The sequence below is a fragment of the Serratia sp. LS-1 genome (assembly GCF_003719595.1).
Lineage (GTDB): Bacteria > Pseudomonadota > Gammaproteobacteria > Enterobacterales > Enterobacteriaceae > Serratia > Serratia ureilytica.
Genome location: NZ_CP033504.1, coordinates 4,791,942 through 4,812,402 on the forward strand (window position 1 = coordinate 4,791,942; position 20,461 = coordinate 4,812,402).

Here is a 20,461-nt window from a genome sequence, read left to right on the forward strand (position 1 = left end):
GCGTTTTAGCAATACCGAGCAGAGAGGGCGTTGGGCGTGAATAATTTATCTATATTATTCTTAGCATTGAAATGATTGCTTGTTATTACAGCGCTCGTTTTTCCTGCGAAAGTATAAGGGTTTCTGGCAGTTATCTTGTCAGGCTTCACACCTTTATTGATAATGATTTGCATTAGAAAATGCAAAATATTATCATTCTTAACATTATTTTACGTTTTTATACAAGCTGCCGGCCGCTCCGCCGGCGGCTTGGCCGTGGACGGGGCCGCGCCCGTTCGGCCGCGAAAGACATGGGTTTGCCGCAGGGATAAGCAACAGCAAGGCCGGGAAGGCCGCAGCGTCATGATCTGTGTGAGTGTCGATGTAGGTTGTGTAAAAAAAAATCAAATTTTGTGCACCTCTGGGATGAAAGGAGAAGACATCTATGGGCAAGCATTTTGCGGCTCAACGGCATGAAAGCGTAGGAAACGGGGAAAAGGCGGGGTTGAAAGCCATTGGGGCATTTTCCTCCGTATTTTTAGGGGTTTGTTCACTGGCGATCGGTAACGTCAACGCGGCGGAAACGAAGAGCAACGAAACCTACCAGGACGCGGAAACGCTGCTGGTCACCGGTGAGAAGATCAAACGGTCCATTTTCGACACCGGCTCCAGCGTGCAGGTGTTCGACAGCAACCGCATCGCCTCGATGCCCGATGCGGTGCAGATCCCCGATCTGCTGCGCATGACCCCCAACGTGGTGGATCTGGGCATCGGCAACGAACTGCCGACCGTGCGCGGCATCGACGGTTCCGGCCCGAACGTCGGCGCCAACGCTTTCCTTAGCGGCACCCGCCCGCGCCTCAATCTGTCATTGGACGGCCGTTCGCTGACTTATAACGAACAGGCGTTCGGTCCGCAGTCGCTGTGGGATCTGGATCGCGTCGAAGTGTTCCTCGGCCCGCAAAGCTACATCCAGGGGCGCAACGCCATCGCCGGCGCCATCGTCATGGCCAGTAAGGATCCGACCTTCGAGTGGGAAAGCGCCTTCAAGGGCGGGGCCGGCAACCAGCACTCTTCACAGTTGGCGGCCATGGCGTCCGGCCCGCTGGTGGAAGATCAGCTGGCGTTCCGCGTCAGCGTCGATCGCCAGCGCCGCCGCAGCGAAGCCGATCTGCCGGCCTATGCGCCGGTGGGCGATCCGCGCGAAGTGGAAGCCACCACCGCCCGCGCCAAGCTGTTGTTCAACCCGGCCGGCCTGCGCGATCTGACCACCAAGCTGACCTTCAACCACTTCGGCAGCACCGCGCCGCAGAACGAAAGCCTCAACCCGCAGCCGCATCCGACCAACCCGCGCCACGATCCGCGCCGCGCCGTGTTCAAAAGCAACATGAACAGCACCATCTGGGATCTGGCCTGGGAGCAGTCCGACGCACTGACGTTGGAAAACCGCGTTATCTACACCGACTTCAACATCAACCGTCCGACCGCTTACAACATCCAATACGCCGAGATCGACGGCCAGGAAGTTCACGTGGAGCCGGTAGTGCGCTTCGGCGGCGCGGACAGCCGCCTGCACGGGCTGGCGGGGCTGCGTTACTTCCACGGCACGCAGGATGAGTTCGTCAACATCTTCGGCGGCTCGACCTTCAAGGATAAGACCGATACCCATTCGGCGTTCGCCGAGCTGACCTATGCGCTGACGCCGCAGGTGGACGTGACCGCCGCCAGCCGTCTGGAGCGCGAACATCGTCGCCGAGACGGCGGCAGCCAGGCGGTGCGCATCGATTTCGATGAAACCTACACCGTGTTCCTGCCGAAGCTGGACGTGGCCTGGAAACCGACGGATACCCAAACCTACGGCGCCAAGATCGCACGCGGCTATAACGCCGGCGGCGGCGGCATCACGATCGGCACGCCGGTGGTCAGCTACACCTACGGTTCCGAGTATGTCTGGAACTACGAGCTGTACACCCGCCATCACCTGAAAGACGCCAATGTGGTGCTGACGGGTAACATCTTCTACAACGATTACAAGGATATGCAGCTGCCGTACTCGCTGGGCGAGAACTCCAGCGTGATCCGCAACGCCGACAAGGTGGAAACCTACGGCGCGGAAATCGGCGCTACCTGGCAGCCGCGCTGGGATTTCGAACTGTTCGGCAACCTCGGCCTGTTGAAAACCGACATCAAGAAGTTCTCGGGCAGCGGCGTGGAAGGGCATGAGCTGGCGCGCGCGCCGGCTTACACCGCCAACATGGGCGCCAAATATCAGTTCCTGAAAGGGTGGGAGCTGAGCAGCAATGTGGCGTTTACCGACTCCTACTATTCGCAATACGACAACGACTCGCGCGGGCGCATCGGCTCCTATTGGACGGCCAACGCCCAGCTGGCTTACACCTTCGACTACGGTCGCGCCACGCTGTATGCGAAAAACCTGTTTGATTCCGACCGCCGCGAGATGGTCAGAAGCAATGACATTTACACGGCGACGCTCCAGCGAGGCCGCCTGGTCGGCGCAGCGGTTGAGCTGACTTTCTAACGCTATCGCGGTGACGGGGGACGAATGTCCCCCGTTTTATGCGCTATCCCGGCACGGCCGGGCAAAGGAGATAACGCAGTGATCGGTGATTTTGACAGCATTCTGAGCGATGAAGAGGCCCAGCGGCTGGAGAGCGCGTTTCAGGCGCTGGGCGCGGGGGCGGCGAACGGCGAGCGGCCGGTAAGCGAAGCCGAAGAACGGGCATGGTTTGCCCATCTGCAGCAGGGTGACGCGCGCGGGCAGCGGGCGCTGGCCTGGCGCCTGACGGGAGAGGTGGATATCGCCCAACTGACGGCGGCGCTGCAGGCGCTGGTGCGGGAAACGCCGGGCGTGAACGTGCATTACGTTTTTGATGACGAAAACGGTCTGATTAAACGCGCCGCCGATTCGGCGCCGTTGTCGGTGAGCCTGCGTCAGGTGGCGGATGAACAACACGCCATGGATTGCCTGCTCCAGGCGCAGGCGGCGCCGTTTGAACTGGAAAGCGAAGCGCCGCTGCGCTTCCTGCTGTTGCTCACGCCGGGCGGTGACGTGATGTTGGGCGCGGTCTTGCATGACATCCTGGCGGAAACGCTGCCGTGGCGCCACCTGCCGGCGATGTTGTCCGCCCGTTATAACGGAGATGCGATGCCTCTGCCTTTCGCGGCGGAGCCGGTCGAGCCGCCGGAAATCCCTGAGCCACAGCTGCCCTGGGCGCGCCAGGCGGTTTCGCTGCAGGATTACCGCAGCCCGGCGCAGCGTGCTGAAGCCTTGCCGTCGGTGGGCGCGCGCGTGGTCACGCGCATTGCGCGCTCGCTGTTGCCCGCCAACGACACGCCGCGGGCCTTGCTGGCGGCGGTGGCGGCGCGGTTTGCCGAGTTCGTCGCCGCGCAGGCCGGTGGCCAAGCGGTCCAGCTGTGCGTGCCGGCCGCAGAAACGGCGGAGTGCGTCGGTCTGGAGCTGGGCCTGACGGCGGCGCCGCTGATGCGCCTGACCGTGCAGCATGGCGAGGGCGACATCGGGCAGCGGCTGCTGGCGCAGGCCGTGGCTGAACAGCCGGATCCGCAACGGGCGCAGCTGCTGGTGGCCTGGCGCGACGAGCTGGCCGCAGAGTGGCGGCTGGAAGGCGTTCATGCCGAGCGCCTGTTGCTGCCGCCGCTGCATACGCCGTTTGAACTGGCGCTGCTGCTGGGCTTGCCCGAGGCGGAAGCGCTGACGCTGGAGCTGGTCACCGACCCGCGCCTGTCTCCGCACGCGGCGCCTTTCCTGCTGGAGCAGTTCAGCGCTTTCCTGGCCGGGCAGCGAATTGCCGTCGCATTGCCGGTGGCTGAGTCCGCTTCCCCGGCGATGGCCGCGCCGGTGGCGAACGGCGACGCCGACGAAAGCGTTGCGCCGCTGATTTTGCAGGAGTTCCGTGAGGCGCTGGTGGCCCCGGAAATGACCCTGGATGAAGACTTCTTCGATCGCGGCGGCCATTCGCTGGTCGCTACCCGGGTGATTGGCCGCTTGCTGAGCCTGCATCAGATCGAAATCAACATTAACGATCTGTTCAGCCATCCGACGGCGCGCGGGCTGGCGGGCTACGCCAAACGCCTGAACGTCGCGCAGCCGAATGCCTCGGTAGCCATCGCTGACGATCATGATCGGGCGCAGGCGCCGCTGTCGCTGGCGCAGGAATCGCTGTGGAAGGTGTATGAAGCCTTCGGCCATGACGAGATTTTCAACCTGCCGTTCTCTCTGCGCTTCTTCGATGCGGTGGACGAAACGGCGCTGCACCAGGCGTTTATCGACGTCATGACTCGCCATACCGTGCTGCGTTCACGCTTTGTCGAGCAGCAGGGGGAGGTGGTACAGGTGGTGGTGCCGGCCGCAGAACTGCCGGATTATCAGTGGTTCCGCTTCTCTCACGAGACGCCAGCGGGTAATGCCGCCGCCCTGTTGGCCGACGCCGGCCAGCACCGGTTCGATCTGGCCGCCGAGCTGCCGCTGCGCGCCACGCTGCTGCGCGATGCGGACAACGGCCAACAGCTGCTGTCGTTGCTGTTCCACCATGTGGTGCTGGATGAATGGTCGCTCAACCTGATGATGGACGAGTTGGGCATCGCCTATCGCCATCGCGTCGTCGGCCAGGCGCCGCAGTGGAGCGGGCAGCCGCCGCAGTTCCACACTTTCGCCCGGCAGCAGCGGGCCTCCGGGGTGCAGCAGCAACATCTGGACTACTGGCTCGATGCGCTGCGCGGCGCGCCGGTCGGCCAGCCGATCTTCCGGCAAGAAGCGTCCACCCATCCGGCGGTGCCGGCACCGGCGGACGTCAACGGCGGCTGGCTGGAGTTCGAGGTCGATCCTGCCGTGGCGGAAGGCTTGTATCAGCTTGCCCGCCGCAACAACGCGTCGCTGTTCAACGTGGTGTATGCCGGGATTACCTCGGCGCTGCGTCTGCTGGGCGGCCCGGCGGATCTGCTGGTGGGCACCTCAACCTCTGGCCGTAACGACGCCGAGTTCTTCGATACCGTCGGCTATTTCACCACCGTGGTGGTGCACCGCGTGCGCTTTGACGAAGGGCTGACGGTGGCCGGGTTGGTCAGCCAGGTGAAAAACACCATCAATGGCTCGCTGCCGTACACCGACATTCCGATCGATCTGGTGGAAGAAGGGCTGTTCGGCGTGGACGCCGACCGCAAGAACCACATGTTCGAAGTGTTCATCCAGATCCACAGCCGCATCAAGCTGAACGGCGAGTTCCGGCTGCAGGACGGCAGTGCGATCGCCTACCGTCAGGTGGAGCCGGAGAAAGCCGAATCGCTGCTCGGCCTGCAGTTTGAGGTGATGGAAGACGATCTGGCCGGGAAGAAATCCCTGCGGGTGATGATGACCTACCGTCAGGACCACTACAGCCGGGAGCAGGCCACTCTGATCGCCGACGGCGTTCAGCATGTCTTTACCCAGTTTGCGCAGCACATCGCTGGTGATATCGCTCTGGCGGCGCTGCCGCCCGGGCCGCAGGCATGACGTTGTTTCACTCTAACCGAAAGCATGATTTTCAAGGAGATAAAAGGATGTCTGGAACCCTAGCAACCCCGCGCGCGTTACTGTCGCTGCTGGTGGCGGCCTCTCTGGTGGTCGCCGGCGCCGCGCAGGCGGACGATGCCGGCATCAAACCGCAGGACATCAAGCGCCAGGCGCTGTCGTCGGCGGTGGTGGAGATGGCCTACAGCACCTCGCAGCAGGCGCTGTTCGTCAGCGCGCCGGACTGGAAGGAAGAGGCGCGCTCCCGCGTGCTGCGGCTGGATCCCAACACCCTGGCGATCAAGGCAGAGATCCCGCTGCAGGTGAAAGGCTTCGGCGTGGCGCTGAACGACGCGGGCAATCGCCTGTACCTGACGCAGGCCTTCAACGGCGAAGTCGGGGTGGTGGACACCACCACCAACCACGCGCTGGGCAGCATCAAGCTGCTGGACAAAGCGGTGCTGGAGCAGGCTTACAAGCAGTCGGGCATCAGCGGCAAGCGCCTGGACTTCCTGTTGGCGGAGCTGAAGAAATTCAAAATCACCGAGGACTACCTGTACCGCCTCCGCGAGCTCAAGTATGACGCGCAAAGCGGCCGCCTGTTCCTGCCGGGCCTGGGCTTCGGCGTTGACAGCGTGCTGTACGTGGTCGATACCAAAGCCGGCAAGCTGGAGAAAGTGATCCCGGGCTTCGGCTACAACGCGGTGGGCATCACGCTGGATGAGAAGGGCCGTCGGGTATTCGTTTCCAACATGCAGGGGCAGGTGATCACCCTGAACGCCGACACGCTGGCGATCACCGCCACGCACGAAGTACAGGCCGATCAGCTGCTGAACCTGGTATATGACCCGGCGAGCAATCGCCTGCTGGGCGTCGATCAGGGTATCGATCGCGACGACTACCGCAACCATCATCTGGGGCGCGACTACGTGAAGCGCAGCAGCGGCCACCGGGTGTTTGCGCTGGATGCGGACAGCGGCAAAGTGCTGGCCAGCGAGCTGACGGATGAGGTACCGATCGGTCTGCTGCTCGACGAGCGCAGCCAGCGGCTGTATGTCGCCAACCGCAAAGGCGTGCGCGTGGATCACGGCGCCGGGACGCTGACGGTGTTCGACGCCAAAACGCTTAAACGCCTGCAAACCGTAGACCTGCCGCCGCACCCTAACAGTCTGGCGTTGGATCCGAAAGGTGACGCGCTGTTCGTGACGGTGAAAAACGACGGCGCTGCCACCAAGGCCGGCAAACCCGAAAGCGTGGTGCGCATTCAGCTACACACCAAATAACTGAATGGAAAGATAAAAAAAGGGCGCCGCGGCGCCCTTTCTCGTGGCTGACAAAGGAGGAAAAAGCGTGGTTTTTCCTCCTTTGTGGTTATCAGCCGAAAATCAATGAATTGATTTTCCTTGTTTTCTATCTGTCGCCTAATGAAAGCCCGGCAACGTCATCCGCTTTGTCATTTACCTCAAGGGGTGCAGAGCACCCCTTTGTCGTTGGTTCATGTCATCAGAAGTGGGTGTTGATGCTCATGTAGTAGGTGCGGCCCGGTTCGTTGTAGGTGGCCGCGCCCGCACCGGCGATGTTGATCGCACCGGTGTTCGGGTCGCCGACGTTCTGCGCGTTGCCGGCGCGGAACTGGCGTTTATCGAACAGGTTGTCGATGCCGGCGGTGAGGCTGACGTTTTTGGTCAGATCATAGGTCGCGCTGGCGCCGACGACGGCGTAAGGGCTGACCTCGCGGGTTTCGCCGCCGGTGGCCGGTTTACCCTGGTAGTTGTACTTCTTCGGCTTCTGACGGCCGTACCAGGTCAGGGTGGACTGCATCGACAGATCCTGCGTGGCCTGCCAGCTGAGGGTCGAGTTGACGGTGAACTTCGGGATCACCGACAGGTAATCGCCGGTGGTCTTGTTCTTGTTCTCGATCATGTAGGTGGCGTTGTTGCTCCAGGTGACGGTCTCGCTGACCGGCACGTTCAGCGAGCCTTCCAGCCCTTGCACCACCGCCTTCGGCACGTTTTCCCACTGATAGACCGCCGTGCCGGTGCTGCTGGTGGCGATGCGGGAGTTACCCGCTTCAATCTTGTTGTGGTAATCGTTGCGGAAGTAGGTCACGCCGGCCAGCCAGCCGTCGTTATGGAACTCCAGCCCGATCTCTTTGTTGACGCTGGTTTCCGCCTTCAGATCGTCGTTGCCGAGCAGGTAGCAGCCGTTTCTGGTATCGCTACCGGCGCATCCCTGGCCTTTGCTGTACAGCAGATAGTTGCCGTTGGTCTGGAACAGGGTCGGGGCTTTATAGGAACGCGCGATGCCCATCTTCAGCGTGAAGTAGTCGCCCAGTTCCTGCGACAGGTTCAGCGCCGGGCTCCAGTTGTTGCCGGATTCCGAATGCAGATCGTAGCGCAGACCCGGCGTCAGCATGGTGGTGTCGGTCAGTTCAATGTTGTCTTCGGCGAACAGCGAGAAGATATGCGCGGAAGCGTAAGGGCTGCGCGTACCGGCCGTCATGCCGGGAATGGTGCCGCCCATCAGCGTTTGGCTGGTGGAGGTGCCGTCCTTCATGCGTTGTTGGCTCCACTCGGTGCCCAGCGTAGCGGTTTGCGCGACGCCCAGCTCGAACGGCACGCTGACTTCGCTGTGCGCCAGGAAGTCATCCAGCTTGGTGGTGCCGAAACCGGTGTTCTTGGTATCGAAGATGCCTTCGGTGCCGCCGGCCAAGCCTTCGTTCAGGCGGGTGTTGCGGGTGCGTTCGAACTGCACGTAGTTGTTGGTGCTCACGCCGTTGTCCCAGGCGCCGCGGTGGGTCAGGCCGAAGGTTTCACGGTAGATGCGGTTGGTCTCTTTGCCGTAGTTGCTCTGCACCAGGGCGTTGGTGTTGGTGTTCTGAGTATCGCCGGCGTACAGGTTGCCCTGGCGGCCATAGGCGTATTCGAACTCCAGCGACTGCAGATGGGCGAAATCCCAGTGCAGCAAGGCGTCGATGTTTTTATCGACCACCCCTTCGCGCCCGGCGGGCACGCTGTTGGCGTAGGCGCCGACGCGTTCGGATTTGTGCGATTCGTTAATGTCCCAGGCGTCGGCCTGCGTTTTGCTGTAGCCGCCGAACAGGCGGAAGCTCAGGGAATCGCTCAGCGGGCCGGACAGGCTGAAATCGGTGCGCTTGGTGGCGCCTTCCTGCTTGTGCTGCGGCACGTTGAAGTAGCCGTTCAGCGAGCCGTGCAGCGCATCGCCGGCCTTCTTGGTGATGATGTTGACCACGCCGCCCGCGGCGCCGTTGCCATAGCGCGCCGCAGCCGGGCCGCGCAGCACTTCGATGCGTTCGATCATTTCCGGCGGCACCCAGGCGGTATCGCCGCGTGAGTCACGTTCGCCGCGCCAGCCCTGACGCACCGAGTTGCGGCTGGAGGCCGGTTTGCCGTCGATCAGAATCAGGGTGTTTTCCGGGCCCATGCCGCGGATATCGATCTGGCGGTTGTTGCCGCGCTGGCCGCTGGTGGAGTTGCCGGTCAGGTTAACCCCGGGCATGGTGCGGATCAGTTCGCTGATGTCGCGCGCCGGCGGGCGTTTCTTGATCTCGTCGGCGGTGATGGTGGATACCCCCGGCGCCTGCAGGTTCTGCCGGGCGGCGGTCACGACGATGGTGTCTTCGCCGCGCGGCTTTTTATCCGCTGTGCCGCTGTTTTCTTCCGTGGTGGGGGTGTCGGTCTGCTGCGCGGCGTTGGCGAACGCGGACGCGCCCAATCCCAAGCCGATAAGAGTGGCCAAAGAATAACGTGATAGCTTGCTTTTCATTTGAGTGTCCTACCTTGCTGCCCTCCCTCGCCGAATGGGGGAAAGGCGGTTGTAGTTTTTGTGTAGTCGGAATAGAAAATCGGCTGCGGCAAGGGATGCCATTGATGTATCCCCGATCCCTGTCCGTTGCGCGCAATACCAGCACGATCTCCAAGCCTTACACACTATTGCAAATGCAAATTATTATCAATAGTATTTGGCCTACAGTGTGTTCGGGCGGTGGCCGGCGATAGGGAAAAGTCGACGTTCCCGGTGCCGCCAACTACAAAATGGGTAGGCGTTGTGAATACAGAACTAGAGTCAGAAAGCAGCAGATTATTGGCCAGCAGCAATGCGGGCAGTCCAGGGTGGTGGTTGACGGTGGCACGACGCGGTACGCCATGGGTAGAACCGGCGGGTAACGGCCGGTGGCGAACCACCTTTTTCTGGCGCGATCCGCAGGGATGCGAATTGACTTCCGCCTACCGCCGGGTGTGGATCAACATCAACTGCCTGACCGACCACCATCAGCCGAATCCGCCGCAAAGCCTGCTGCGTTTGGCCGGTACCGACGTATGGTACTGGCAGACCGAGCTGAACGGCGCCTGGCGCGGCAGCTACTGCTTTATTCCTTGTTTTGACGAGCGGCCGCCGGCGTTCAGCGACGACGACGCGCACGCCAACATGCACAACCTGCGTCACTGGTGGCACCAGGTGTTCGCCTGCGCCACTCCCGATCTGCTCAACCCCTATCGCTCCTGGCAAAGCGCCAGCGGCCACAGCGTTTCCGGTCTGCACATGCCGGATGCGCCGCCGCAGCCGGTGTGGCGCTCGTTCGATGAGTATGAGATCGCCAGCGGGCGCTGCACGCCGCCGCTGCCGGCGCGTTTGCAGCGCCATACCTGGCAGAGCGAGCGTCTGGGCAACAGCCGCGATGTCTGGATCTACACCACCGGCGACAGCAAGCCGGCCGAACGCCCGCTCGCGATCCTGCTCGACGGCCAGTTCTGGGCGAAGCAAATGCCGGTCTGGGCGCCGTTGATGCAACTGACCCGCGAGGGGGCGTTGCCGGAAGCGGTGTATGTGCTGATCGACATCATCGATCTGCCGCACCGGGCGCGTGAGCTGACCTGCAAGGACGATTTCTGGCTGGCGGTGCAGGAAGAACTGATGCCGCAACTGGCCGAATGGGCGCCGCACAGCGACAATCCGGCCGAGACGGTGGTGGCGGGGCAAAGCTTTGGCGGCCTGGCCTCTCTGTACGCCGGGCTGCGCTGGCCGCAGCGCTTCGGCGCGGTGATCACCCAGTCCGGCTCCTATTGGTGGCCGCGGCGCGACATGCTGCAGCTGCCGAGCATTCCTGACGACGCCTGCTGGCTGATGCAACAGGTCGAACGCCACGGCCTGGGCAACCACGGCGCGCTGAAGGTATTTATGGAAGCCGGTACGCAGGAAAAGCTGGTGCATCAGGTCAGCGGGCAAATGGCGGTGCGCCTGAGCGAAGCCGGCCATCGGGTGCACTACCGGGTGGTGGAAGGCGGGCACGACGCGCTGTGCTGGCGCAGCGGCCTGACCGACGGGCTGCAGGCGGTGTGGGCTTCCGCTTTCGCTACCGCTTATCCGGCATCGGTAACGACAGCGGCACAAGGAACGCAGGATGGAAAGCCTGAATCCGTTCGATGATCAACAGCAGCGCAGCCTGGTGCTGCGCAACGTACAACAACAATACAGTTTGTGGCCGGATTTCCGCGCCATTCCACCCGATTGGACGATCGTATTTGGCCCGGCGGCGCGCACCGAGTGCGCCGAGTGGCTGGAACAGCATTGGCAAGATATTCTGCCGGTCGCAGCACGCAAGGCGTGACCGGCGCCTGGTAATCACGGGAGCAATAAGCAGTGTCACACACCCCTAACTCTCTCAGCGGCCCGGCGCTTGCGGGCGAATGGCCGCTGGTCGCGGCGCAACCCGGCATTTGGGTCGCCGATCAAATCTCCCCGCATCGCAATGCTTACGCGGTGGCGCATGCCATCGAACTCAACGGCCCCGTCGCCGTGGAGCCCCTGCTGCAGGCCATCACCCAGGGCCTCGGCGAGGTGGACATGCTGCGGCTGCGTTTTGCGGAACGCGACGGCGTGCCGGTGCAATGGCTGGACGACGCGCTGGCGGTGCACGCGCCGGAACTTGTCGATCTGACGACGTCGCCGGATCCCGAAGCCGCCGCTCGCGCGCTGATGGACATCGATCTGGCGAGCGATCTGCGCGCCGGCAGCGGCGCACCGCTGTATCGCCATGTGGTGATGCGCCTGGCGGACGATCGCTGGTTCTGGTATCAGCGTTATCACCATCTGTTGGTGGACGGTTTCAGCTTCACCGCCATCGCTCGCCGCGTGGCGGCGATTTATACCCACCTTTGCCGCGGCGACGCGCTCGAGCCGACGCCATTTACGGCGTTCAGCGACGTGGTGGCGGAATACCAGGCTTACCGGCAGGCGCCGGCCTGGCAACGCGACGCCGATTTCTGGCGCGAAAAAGCGCGGCAGCTGCCGCCGCCGGCCACGATCTGCCCGCAGCCGCTGGCCGGGCAAACGCCCACGCCGCGCATCCACCGGCTGGAACAGCGCTGCGATCCGCAGGCCTTCGCCGAACTGGTGCAGCGTGGCGCGCAGCAGAAGCTGAACGCCGCCGATATGGCGGTGGCGCTGGTGGCGCTGTGGGTGTCACGCCTGAGCGGCCAACCGAGCTTCAGCGCCGGTTTTATCTTCATGCGCCGTACCGGCTCGGCCGCCCTGTGCGCCGCCGGCCCGGTGATCAATGTGCTGCCGATGGAGATGCATCTCGAGCCGCAGGCCACGCTGTATGAGGCCGCCGCACGCATCAGCCGCGAGCTGAAAACGGTGCGCCGCCATCAGCGCTACGACGCCGAACAGGTGCAGCGCGATCTGGGGCGCATCGGCGACGGCGAACCGCTGTACGGCACGGTCTTCAACTTCAAAATGTTCGATTACCAGCTGGATTTCGCCGGCATCGAGGGCATTACCCACGATCTGGCCTCCGGGCCGGTGCGCGATCTGGAGATTGCGCTGTTTATCGATGAAAACCACCAATTGAAGGTGGAGCTGCTGGCCAATGCCGAACGTTACAGCCGCCAGGAGCTGCAGGCGCACCTGCAACGGTTGCCGCTGCTGCTGGCGCAGTTCGCCGCGCAGGCAACGTTGCCGATCGGCGAGGCCGATATGCTGACCGCCGACGATCGCGCGCTGCTGGCGCGGATCAACGACACGGCGCATCCGGTGCCGGCGACCACGCTGAGCCAATTGCTGGCGCAGCAGGCGCAAGCCACGCCGGACGCGCCGGCGTTGGCGGATGCGCATTTCAGCTTCACCTACCGCGAAACGCGCGAGCAGGTCACGGCGCTGGCGCGCCAGCTGGTGGCGCAGGGCGTGCGGCCGGGCGACATCGTGGCGGTGGCGCTGCCGCGCTCGGTGTTCCTGTCGCTGGCGTTGATGGCGATCGTCGAAGCGGGCGCCGCCTACCTGCCGCTGGACACCGGTTATCCGGACGAGCGGCTGGCGATGATGCTGGAAGACGCCGCGCCCCGCTTGCTCATCACTCACCCGGCGCAGCAGGCGCGTTTCGCCGACAAGGGCGAAATTTTGCTGTATGACGCGCCGCTGGCGGCCGATCACGCCGCCGGGGTGGCGATCGCGGGCCCGACGCCGGACCATGCGGCCTATATCATCTTTACCTCCGGCTCCACCGGGCGCCCGAAAGGCGTGCTGGTCGGCCATCAGGCGATCGTCAACCGCCTGCTGTGGATGCAACACCAGTATCCGCTGGGGGCGGACGACGCGGTGCTGCAGAAAACGCCGTGCAGTTTCGATGTCTCGGTGTGGGAATTCTTCTGGCCATTGATGGTCGGCGCCCGGCTGGTGATGGCGCCGCCGGAGGCGCACCGCGATCCGCAGCAGCTGCAACAGCTGATCGCTCAACACCGCATTACCACGATGCACTTCGTACCGTCGATGCTGGCGGCTTTCGTTGCCGCCCTGGACGACGACGCGGCGGTGGCGAGCTGCGCCGCGCTGCGCCAGGTGTTCTGCAGCGGCGAAGCGCTGCCGGCGGAGCTGTGCCGCCTGTGGCAAAGCCGCACGGCGGTGCCGCTGCACAACCTCTACGGCCCGACCGAAGCGGCGGTGGACGTGACCTGGCATCCGGCCTACGGCGAGGCATTGGCGAAGGTGACCGGCGCCAACGTGCCGATTGGCCTGCCGGTGTGGAACACCGGGCTGCGCATTCTGGACGCGCGTCTGCGGCCGGTGCCGCCGGGCGTGGCGGGCGATCTGTATCTGACCGGCGTCCAGTTGGCGCACGGCTACCTTGGCCGGCCGGATCTGACCGCCAGCCGCTTTGTCGCCGATCCGTTCGGTGAGGGCGGGCGCATGTACCGCACCGGCGACGTGGCGCGCTGGCTGCCGGACGGCGCGGTGGAATATTTGGGCCGCAGCGACGATCAGCTGAAGATCCGCGGGCAGCGTATCGAGCTGAGTGAAATCGACCACGCCCTGCTGTCGCTGCCGGGCGTGCGCCAGGCGGTGACGCACGCGCGGGTGCTGCAGGGCACGCCGGTGGACGCCGGCGGCGATGCGCGCCAGCTGGTGGGTTATCTGGTGATGCAGCCTGGCGCGAGCTGGGATGCGGAAGCCCTGCGCGCGGCGCTGGCCGACCGTCTGCCGCCGCACATGGTGCCGGTGGCGTTGGTGGAAATGCACGATTTGCCGCTGAGCGCCAACGGCAAGCTGGATCGCAAGGCCCTGCCGCAGCCGCAGGGCGGTGAGCGCAAGGCAGGGCGTCCGCCGCAGGCCGGGTTGGAAAGCGAGATCGCCGCAGTATTTGCCCGCCTGCTGCAGCGCGAGCAGGTATTCGCCGACGACGATTTCTTCGCGCTGGGCGGCCATTCGCTGCTGGCGATGCGTCTGGCGGCCGAGCTGCGCCGCGATCTGGGCAAGGCGGTGTCCGTCGGCCAGGTGATGGTGGCGTCGCGCGTCGAGCAACTGGCCGCCTTGCTGGCGGAAGATCGCACGCAGGAAGAGGCCGATCGCAGTGGCTTCGACAGCGTATTGCCGCTGCGCGTCACCGAGGGGCCGACGCTGTTCTGTCTGCATCCGGCGTCCGGTTTCTCCTGGCAGTTCAGCGTATTGCCGCGCTATCTCGATCAGCACTGGTCGCTGGTCGGCATTCAGTCGCCGCGGCCGGACGGCCCGCTGGCGCTGAGCGAAGACATGGACCAGGTGGTGGAGGCGCACCTGCAGACGGTGCTGCAGGTGCAGCCGCACGGGCCGTACCACTTCATCGGCTACTCGCTGGGCGGCACGCTGGCCCAGGGCATCGCCGCCCGGCTGCAGGCGCGCGGCGAGCAGGTGGCTTTCCTCGGCCTGCTGGATACCTATCCGCCGGAGACCCAAAACTGGGACGTAATGCTGGACGACAACGTGTTGAAGGAAGTGCAGCGCGAGCGCGAACAGTTCCTGGCGGTGTCGCAGGATACGCTCGATCCGGCGCTGGGCGAGACGCGCACCATGATGTTCGACAACATCGAAGCCAACTACGCCGATTCGGTGCGGTTGCTGTCGCACACGCGGACCGCCCGCTTCCACGGCCAGGCGACGCTGTTCGTCGCCAAACGCACGTTGCAGGCAGGGATGGACGTGCAGCAGACCTGGTCGCAGTACGTCGATGCGCTGCAGGCGCACGAGCTCGACTGCGCGCATGTCGATATCGTTTCGCCGGCGTCGTTCAAAGTGCTGGGGCCGCTGCTGAATCGGATTTTGCGCACGCTGTAATGACGCCCGTCATCTCGCCGCCAGGCACGGGGATTGCCCCGCGTTTGGCGGCGTTTCTTGCGTCCGCTCACAATTGAATATCAATGATTTCTATTATCATTATTGATTTCGTTATCTGTGCTAGCATAGCGCTCCGCAACTGCAGAATCCCCGTTTAAAGATGTGGTGAACAACCGATGAGTAGCAAACCCTCCATCCTGCTTGATTTTAGCCTGCTGAAAACCCACCGGGCCTTTCGCGCGGTATTCTGCGCGCGTTTCATCTCCATTGTGGCGCTGGGGCTGATGGCGATCGCCATCCCGGTGCAGATCCAGGCGCTGACCGGTTCCACCCTGCAGGTCGGGTTGGCGGTGACGCTGGCCGGCGGCGGCATGTTCGCCGGGCTGCTGATGGGCGGCGTATTGGCCGATCGCTATGAGCGGCGCCGGTTGATCCTGTTCGCGCGCTCCACTTGCGGCATCGGGTTCGTCGGCCTGTGCCTCAACGCCCTGTTGCCGTCACCTTCGCTGGCGGCCATTTATCTGCTGGCGGTGTGGGACGGTTTCTTCGGCGCCGTGGGGGTGACGGCGCTGCTGGCGGCCACGCCGGCGCTGGTGGGCCGCGAAAACATCGTGCAGGCGGGCGCCATCAGCATGCTGACGGTGCGCTTCGGCTCGATTCTTTCCCCGGCCATCGGCGGCCTGGTGATCGCCCATATGGGCATCGCCTGGAACTACGGCCTGGCGGCGTTCGGCACCCTGCTGACGTTGCTGCCGCTGCTGAGCCTGCCGCAGCTGATGCCGCCGCCGCAGCCGCGGGAACATCCGCTGCGCGCGCTGGCGGGCGGTTTCGCCTTCCTGTTCCAGAACAAGGTGATCGGCATGGTGGCGCTGATCGGCGCGTTGCTGACCATGGCCAGCGCGGTGCGCGTGCTGTACCCGGCGATGGCGGAAAGCTGGCGCATCGACGCAGCCCACCTCGGTTATATGTACGCCGCCGTGCCGCTCGGCGCGACTATTGGTGCGTTCACCAGCGGGCGCGTGGCGCACGTGGCGCGCCCCGGTTGGGTGATGCTGCTGACGGCGATCGCGGCTTTCGCCTCTATTGGCCTGTTCGGCCTGATGCCGTGGTACAGCCTGGCGTTGCTGTGCCTGGTGGCGTTCGGCTACCTGAGCGCGCTGAACTCGCTGCTGCAATACGGCCTGATCCAGGGCCTGACGCCGGACAATTTCCTTGGCCGCATCAACGGCCTGTGGACGGCGCAGAACGTGGTGGGCGATGCGCTGGGCGCGTTGCTGCTGGGGGCGATGGGCGCCTTTATGCTGCCGGCAATGAGCGCCAGCGGTTTCGGCTTCGGCGCGGCGCTGCTCGGCATCCTGTTGCTGTTCGCCATGACCGGTTTGCGCCAGGTTACGCTGCACAAACCGGAGCCGCAGCCCGCCACAGAAAAGTAGTCGAACGCGTTAAAACAACGCTGTGGGATCAAATAGCAATGCTTATCATCGGCATGCGTAAAACCCACAGCGTTTATGTCATGATTTCGAAATGAAAGAAGTGCTTACGTTTATTGACATAGCAAATATCGGCGAGTAATTTAGCGCGGAATCAACTCAAATGATAATCATTATTATATTGGTTATCACTTCAAATTCTTGAGGGCGAAGCGATGGTTACTGCCGTGAACGACATCAATCGAAAGGAAATGCAGGAGCGCGAAGAACACCGGTTCGCCGCTGATTTTTCTCCGGCGTCGGGCTTCTTCTTTACCTCCCCTTACCGCAGCTTGACCACCACCGGTTGTTTCAGCCGCATTCGCCTGCCGGCCGCGGACGGCGCAGATCTGAACGGCGAGTTCCAGCGCCGCGTGCGGCAGGCGTTTGCCGAGGCCCGTCAGGCCGGCATCAAAAAGCCGCTGCTGTGTGGCGCCATTCCGTTCGATACCCGGCAGCCTTCGGCGCTGTTTGTTCCCCAGCAGAGCCGCTGGTTCGACCGCGCCGCCTTTATGGCCGGCGTTCGGCCTTCGGCGAACGGCCCTGAACTGGCCGGGGTGACGGAGCTGCCGCCGCAGCAGACGTTCATGAACATGGTCAGCGACGCCGTTGCCGCGATGAAGGCCGGTGAGCTGGATAAAGTGGTTTTGTCGCGCCTGCTGGAGATCGAAACGCGTCAGCCGGTGGATCGCCATGCGCTGATGGCGCGCGTGATCGCCCAGAACCCACACGGTTTCCACTTCCATGTACCGCTGGAGCAGGGCGCGCTGTTGGGTGCCAGCCCAGAGCTGCTGCTGCGTCAGGACGGTGGCCGTTTCTATTCCAACCCGCTGGCCGGTTCCGCCCGGCGCGAGGCCGATCCGCAGCGCGATCGCGAAGTGGGGGAGCGGCTGATGGCCTCGGCGAAAGATCGCCACGAGCACCGCATCGTCACCGAAAGCATGCGCGACGTGCTGGCTGGCCGCTGCCGCTACCTGAACGTGCCGCACACCCCTGAACTGCTGACCACCACCACGCTGTGGCATCTCTCCACGCCGATCGACGGCGAGGCGGCGTCTCCGGACGAAAACGCCCTGTCGCTGGCCTGCCTGTTGCACCCGACGCCGGCGCTGTGCGGCATGCCGACGGCCGAGGCGCACGCCCTGATCGGCAAGCTGGAGCCGTTCGATCGCGGCCTGTTCGGCGGCATCGTCGGCTGGTGCGACGACGAAGGCAACGGCGAGTGGGTTGTGACTATCCGCTGCGGCACCGTTGACGGCAACCGGGTGCGGCTGTTCGCCGGCGCCGGCATTGTGGAAGACTCTTCACCCGAATCTGAATGGCATGAAACAGGTACCAAACTCAGCACCATTCTGCGTGCCTTTGGTATGAATCAAGGATAACGACAAGATGAGCATTGCCTTTACCCCCTGGCCGGCGGAGTTCGCCAGCCGCTATCGCGAGCGCGGCTACTGGATTGACAAGCCGCTGACCGAGATCCTCGACCGCCAGGCCAACAATGACGCTCCGGCGATTATCGACGCCCAGGGCAGCCTGACCTACCGCGAGTTGCAGCAGCGCTCCGATCGCCTGGCGGCCGCTTTGCTGCGCCGCGGCGTGAAATCCGGCGACACCGCGCTGGTGCAGTTGGGCAACGTGGCGGAATTTTATATCGTGTTCTTCGCGCTGCTGAAAATTGGCGTGGCGCCGGTCAACGCGCTGTTCAGCCATCAGCGCAGCGAGCTGAACGCCTATGCCGAGCAGATCAAACCGGCGCTGCTGATCGCCGATCGCCGGCACGCGCTGTTTGCCGACGATCAATTCCTGAACGCCTTTCGCGATGCGCATCCTTCGCTGCGGGTTGTGGCGCTGCGCAGCCAGCCCGAGGGCGAGCTGGCACTGGCCGCCTGGCTGGACGAAGCCAGCGACGGTTTCGTCGCGCAGCCTTCCGCGGCCGATCAGGTGGCGTTCTTCCAGCTTTCCGGCGGCAGCACCGGTACGCCGAAGCTGATCCCGCGTACCCACAACGACTACTACTACAGCATTCGCCGCAGCGTGGAGATCTGCCGTTTCGACGCGCAGACCCGTTATCTGTGCGCGCTGCCGGTGGCGCACAACTACCCGATGAGCTCGCCGGGCGTGCTGGGCGTATTTTATGGCGCCGGGCGGGTAGTGTTCGCCGCCGATCCTGATGCCGGGCAGTGCTTCCGCCTGATCGAACAGCATCAAATCAACGTGACGGCGCTGGTGCCGCCGGCGGTCACGCTGTGGCTGCAGGCGATCGAAGAGTGGGGCGGTAATGCCCAGCTCGCCAGCCTGAAACTGCTGCAGGTGGGTGGCGCCAAGCTGGGCGAAACGCTGGCGGCGCGCATTCAGAACGAAATCGGCTGCCAACTGCAGCAGGTGTTCGGCATGGCGGAAGGGCTGGTGAACTACACCCGGCTGGACGACGACGAACGCCACATCCTGACGACGCAAGGGCGGCCGATGTCGCCGGACGACGAAGTGTGGGTGGCGGATGACGACGGCAATTCATTGCCGGCGGGCGAGGTCGGCCGGTTGATGACGCGCGGGCCTTATACCTTCCGCGGTTACTACCAGAGCCCGGCGCACAACGCCGACGCTTTCGACGCCGACGGTTTCTACTGCTCCGGCGATCTGATCAGCATCAGCGAAGACGGCTACATCACCGTGCAGGGGCGGCAGAAAGACCAGATCAACCGCGGCGGGGAGAAGATCGCCGCCGAGGAAATCGAGAACCTGCTGCTGCGTCATCCGGACGTGATCAACGCCGCGCTGGTGTCGATGCCGGACGCGCTGATGGGAGAGAAGAGCTGCGCTTATATCATCGCCAACGCGCCGCTCAAGCCGGTGGTGCTGCGCCGCCACCTGCGCGAACAGGGCGTGGCGGACTTCAAACTGCCGGATCGTTTTATTCAGGTGGACAGCCTGCCGCTGACTCCGGTCGGCAAAGTGGACAAAAAACGGCTGCGCCAGCAGCTCGACGCGCAACTACAGACTCAGGCTCAGGGAGATTAATCGATGGCCATTCCAAAACTTAATGACTACGCGCTGCCGACGGCGGACGAACTGCCGCAAAATAAAGTCACCTGGCAGGTAGAACCGCAGCGCGCCGCGCTGCTGATCCACGATATGCAGCAGTATTTCCTCAATTTCTGGGGCGAAGACAGCGCGCTGATCAAACAGGTGGTGGAGAACATCGCCAACCTGCGTCGCTACTGCAAACAGCAGGGCATTCCGGTGTTTTATACCGCCCAGCCGAACCAGCAGAGCGATGAGGACCGCGCGCTGTTGAACGACATGTGGGGGCCGGGCCTGAACAAACACCCCGAGCAGCAGGCGGTGACCGCCGCGCTGGCGCCGGACGAAGACGACACGGTGCTGGTGAAATGGCGCTACAGCGCCTTCCACCGCTCGCCGCTGCAGGAGATCCTGCAGGAGTCCGGCCGCGATCAGCTGATCATCTGCGGCGTGTACGCGCACATCGGCTGCCTGACCACCGCTATCGACGCCTTCATGCGCAACATCCAGCCGTTCATGGTGGCCGATGGCCTGGCGGATTTCTCGCGTGACGAACACCTGATGGCGCTGCGCTACACCGCCGGCCGCTGCGGCCGGGTGGTGACCACCGCGTCTCTGTTGCCGGCGGTGGGCATTGCCAGCATCGATGCGCTGCGTCAGCAGATCCTGCCGTTGCTGGACGAAGACAGCGAAGACATGGGCAACGATGAAAACCTGATCGATTACGGCCTGGATTCGGTGCGCATCATGGAGCTGGCGACCCGCTGGCGCAAGATCCGCGGCGATATCGACTTTATCGCGCTGGCGCGCAACCCGACCATCGACAGCTGGTGGGCGCTGCTTTCCGAAGAGAAAGCCTGAT

Annotated in this window: 11 protein-coding genes; 10 read left to right on the forward strand and 1 reads right to left on the reverse strand. The window is 63.7% G+C overall.

All coding sequences use genetic code 11. From position 1 onward, the window contains the following. Positions 1 to 424: 424 nt before the first annotated feature. The 3 genes from EDY99_RS22805 to EDY99_RS22815 all read left to right on the forward strand — a co-directional run bounded on the left by EDY99_RS22805 (position 425) and on the right by EDY99_RS22815 (position 6,786). Entirely contained in the window at positions 425 to 2,518 is a 2,094-nt protein-coding gene (locus EDY99_RS22805; protein ID WP_033641581.1) for a TonB-dependent receptor, read from the forward strand. Between the two features lie 78 nt (positions 2,519 to 2,596). Then, positions 2,597 to 5,506, forward strand: a complete 2,910-nt coding sequence (locus EDY99_RS22810) for a condensation domain-containing protein (protein WP_060660060.1) — start codon at positions 2,597 to 2,599, stop codon at positions 5,504 to 5,506. Between the two features lie 47 nt (positions 5,507 to 5,553). Beyond that, positions 5,554 to 6,786, forward strand: coding sequence for a YncE family protein (locus EDY99_RS22815; protein WP_103101951.1), 1,233 nt, complete (start codon positions 5,554 to 5,556; stop codon positions 6,784 to 6,786). Between the two features lie 220 nt (positions 6,787 to 7,006). Here the strand turns inward: EDY99_RS22815 and EDY99_RS22820 are convergent, their stop codons facing one another. Further along, positions 7,007 to 9,289 carry a TonB-dependent siderophore receptor gene (locus EDY99_RS22820; protein WP_047573056.1) on the reverse strand — a complete coding sequence of 761 codons (2,283 nt, stop codon included), beginning with the start codon at positions 9,287 to 9,289 and terminating at the stop codon, positions 7,007 to 7,009. Positions 9,290 to 9,571: 282 nt separating this feature from the next. Between EDY99_RS22820 and fes the strand changes: the two genes are divergently transcribed. The 7 genes from fes (at position 9,572) to EDY99_RS22855 (ending at position 20,460) form a co-directional block, all read left to right on the forward strand. Then, positions 9,572 to 10,951 (forward strand): enterochelin esterase, encoded by a 1,380-nt coding sequence (gene fes, locus EDY99_RS22825; RefSeq protein WP_074446879.1) that lies wholly within the window; start codon positions 9,572 to 9,574, stop codon positions 10,949 to 10,951. Then, complete coding sequence (locus EDY99_RS22830) at positions 10,926 to 11,132, forward strand: MbtH family protein (RefSeq protein WP_033644173.1); 207 nt, start codon at positions 10,926 to 10,928, stop codon at positions 11,130 to 11,132. Before fes ends, EDY99_RS22830 begins: the two co-directional genes overlap by 26 nt. Before the next feature lie 32 nt (positions 11,133 to 11,164). Continuing rightward, positions 11,165 to 15,109 carry an enterobactin synthase subunit F gene (locus EDY99_RS22835; protein ID WP_122017085.1) on the forward strand — a complete coding sequence of 1,315 codons (3,945 nt, stop codon included), beginning with the start codon at positions 11,165 to 11,167 and terminating at the stop codon, positions 15,107 to 15,109. Between the two features lie 176 nt (positions 15,110 to 15,285). Continuing rightward, on the forward strand, positions 15,286 to 16,542 hold the full coding sequence (gene entS / locus EDY99_RS22840) for an enterobactin transporter EntS (RefSeq protein ID WP_033641586.1): 1,257 nt from the start codon (positions 15,286 to 15,288) through the stop codon (positions 16,540 to 16,542). Positions 16,543 to 16,754: 212 nt separating this feature from the next. After that, a complete protein-coding gene (locus tag EDY99_RS22845) occupies positions 16,755 to 17,960 on the forward strand; it encodes an isochorismate synthase (protein WP_046688082.1) in 1,206 nt (401 codons plus the stop codon). Between the two features lie 7 nt (positions 17,961 to 17,967). Next, positions 17,968 to 19,596, forward strand: a complete 1,629-nt coding sequence (locus EDY99_RS22850) for a (2,3-dihydroxybenzoyl)adenylate synthase (protein WP_033641588.1) — start codon at positions 17,968 to 17,970, stop codon at positions 19,594 to 19,596. Positions 19,597 to 19,599: 3 nt separating this feature from the next. Next, positions 19,600 to 20,460, forward strand: a complete 861-nt coding sequence (locus EDY99_RS22855) for an isochorismatase (RefSeq protein WP_049277458.1) — start codon at positions 19,600 to 19,602, stop codon at positions 20,458 to 20,460. Position 20,461 lies beyond the last annotated feature (1 nt).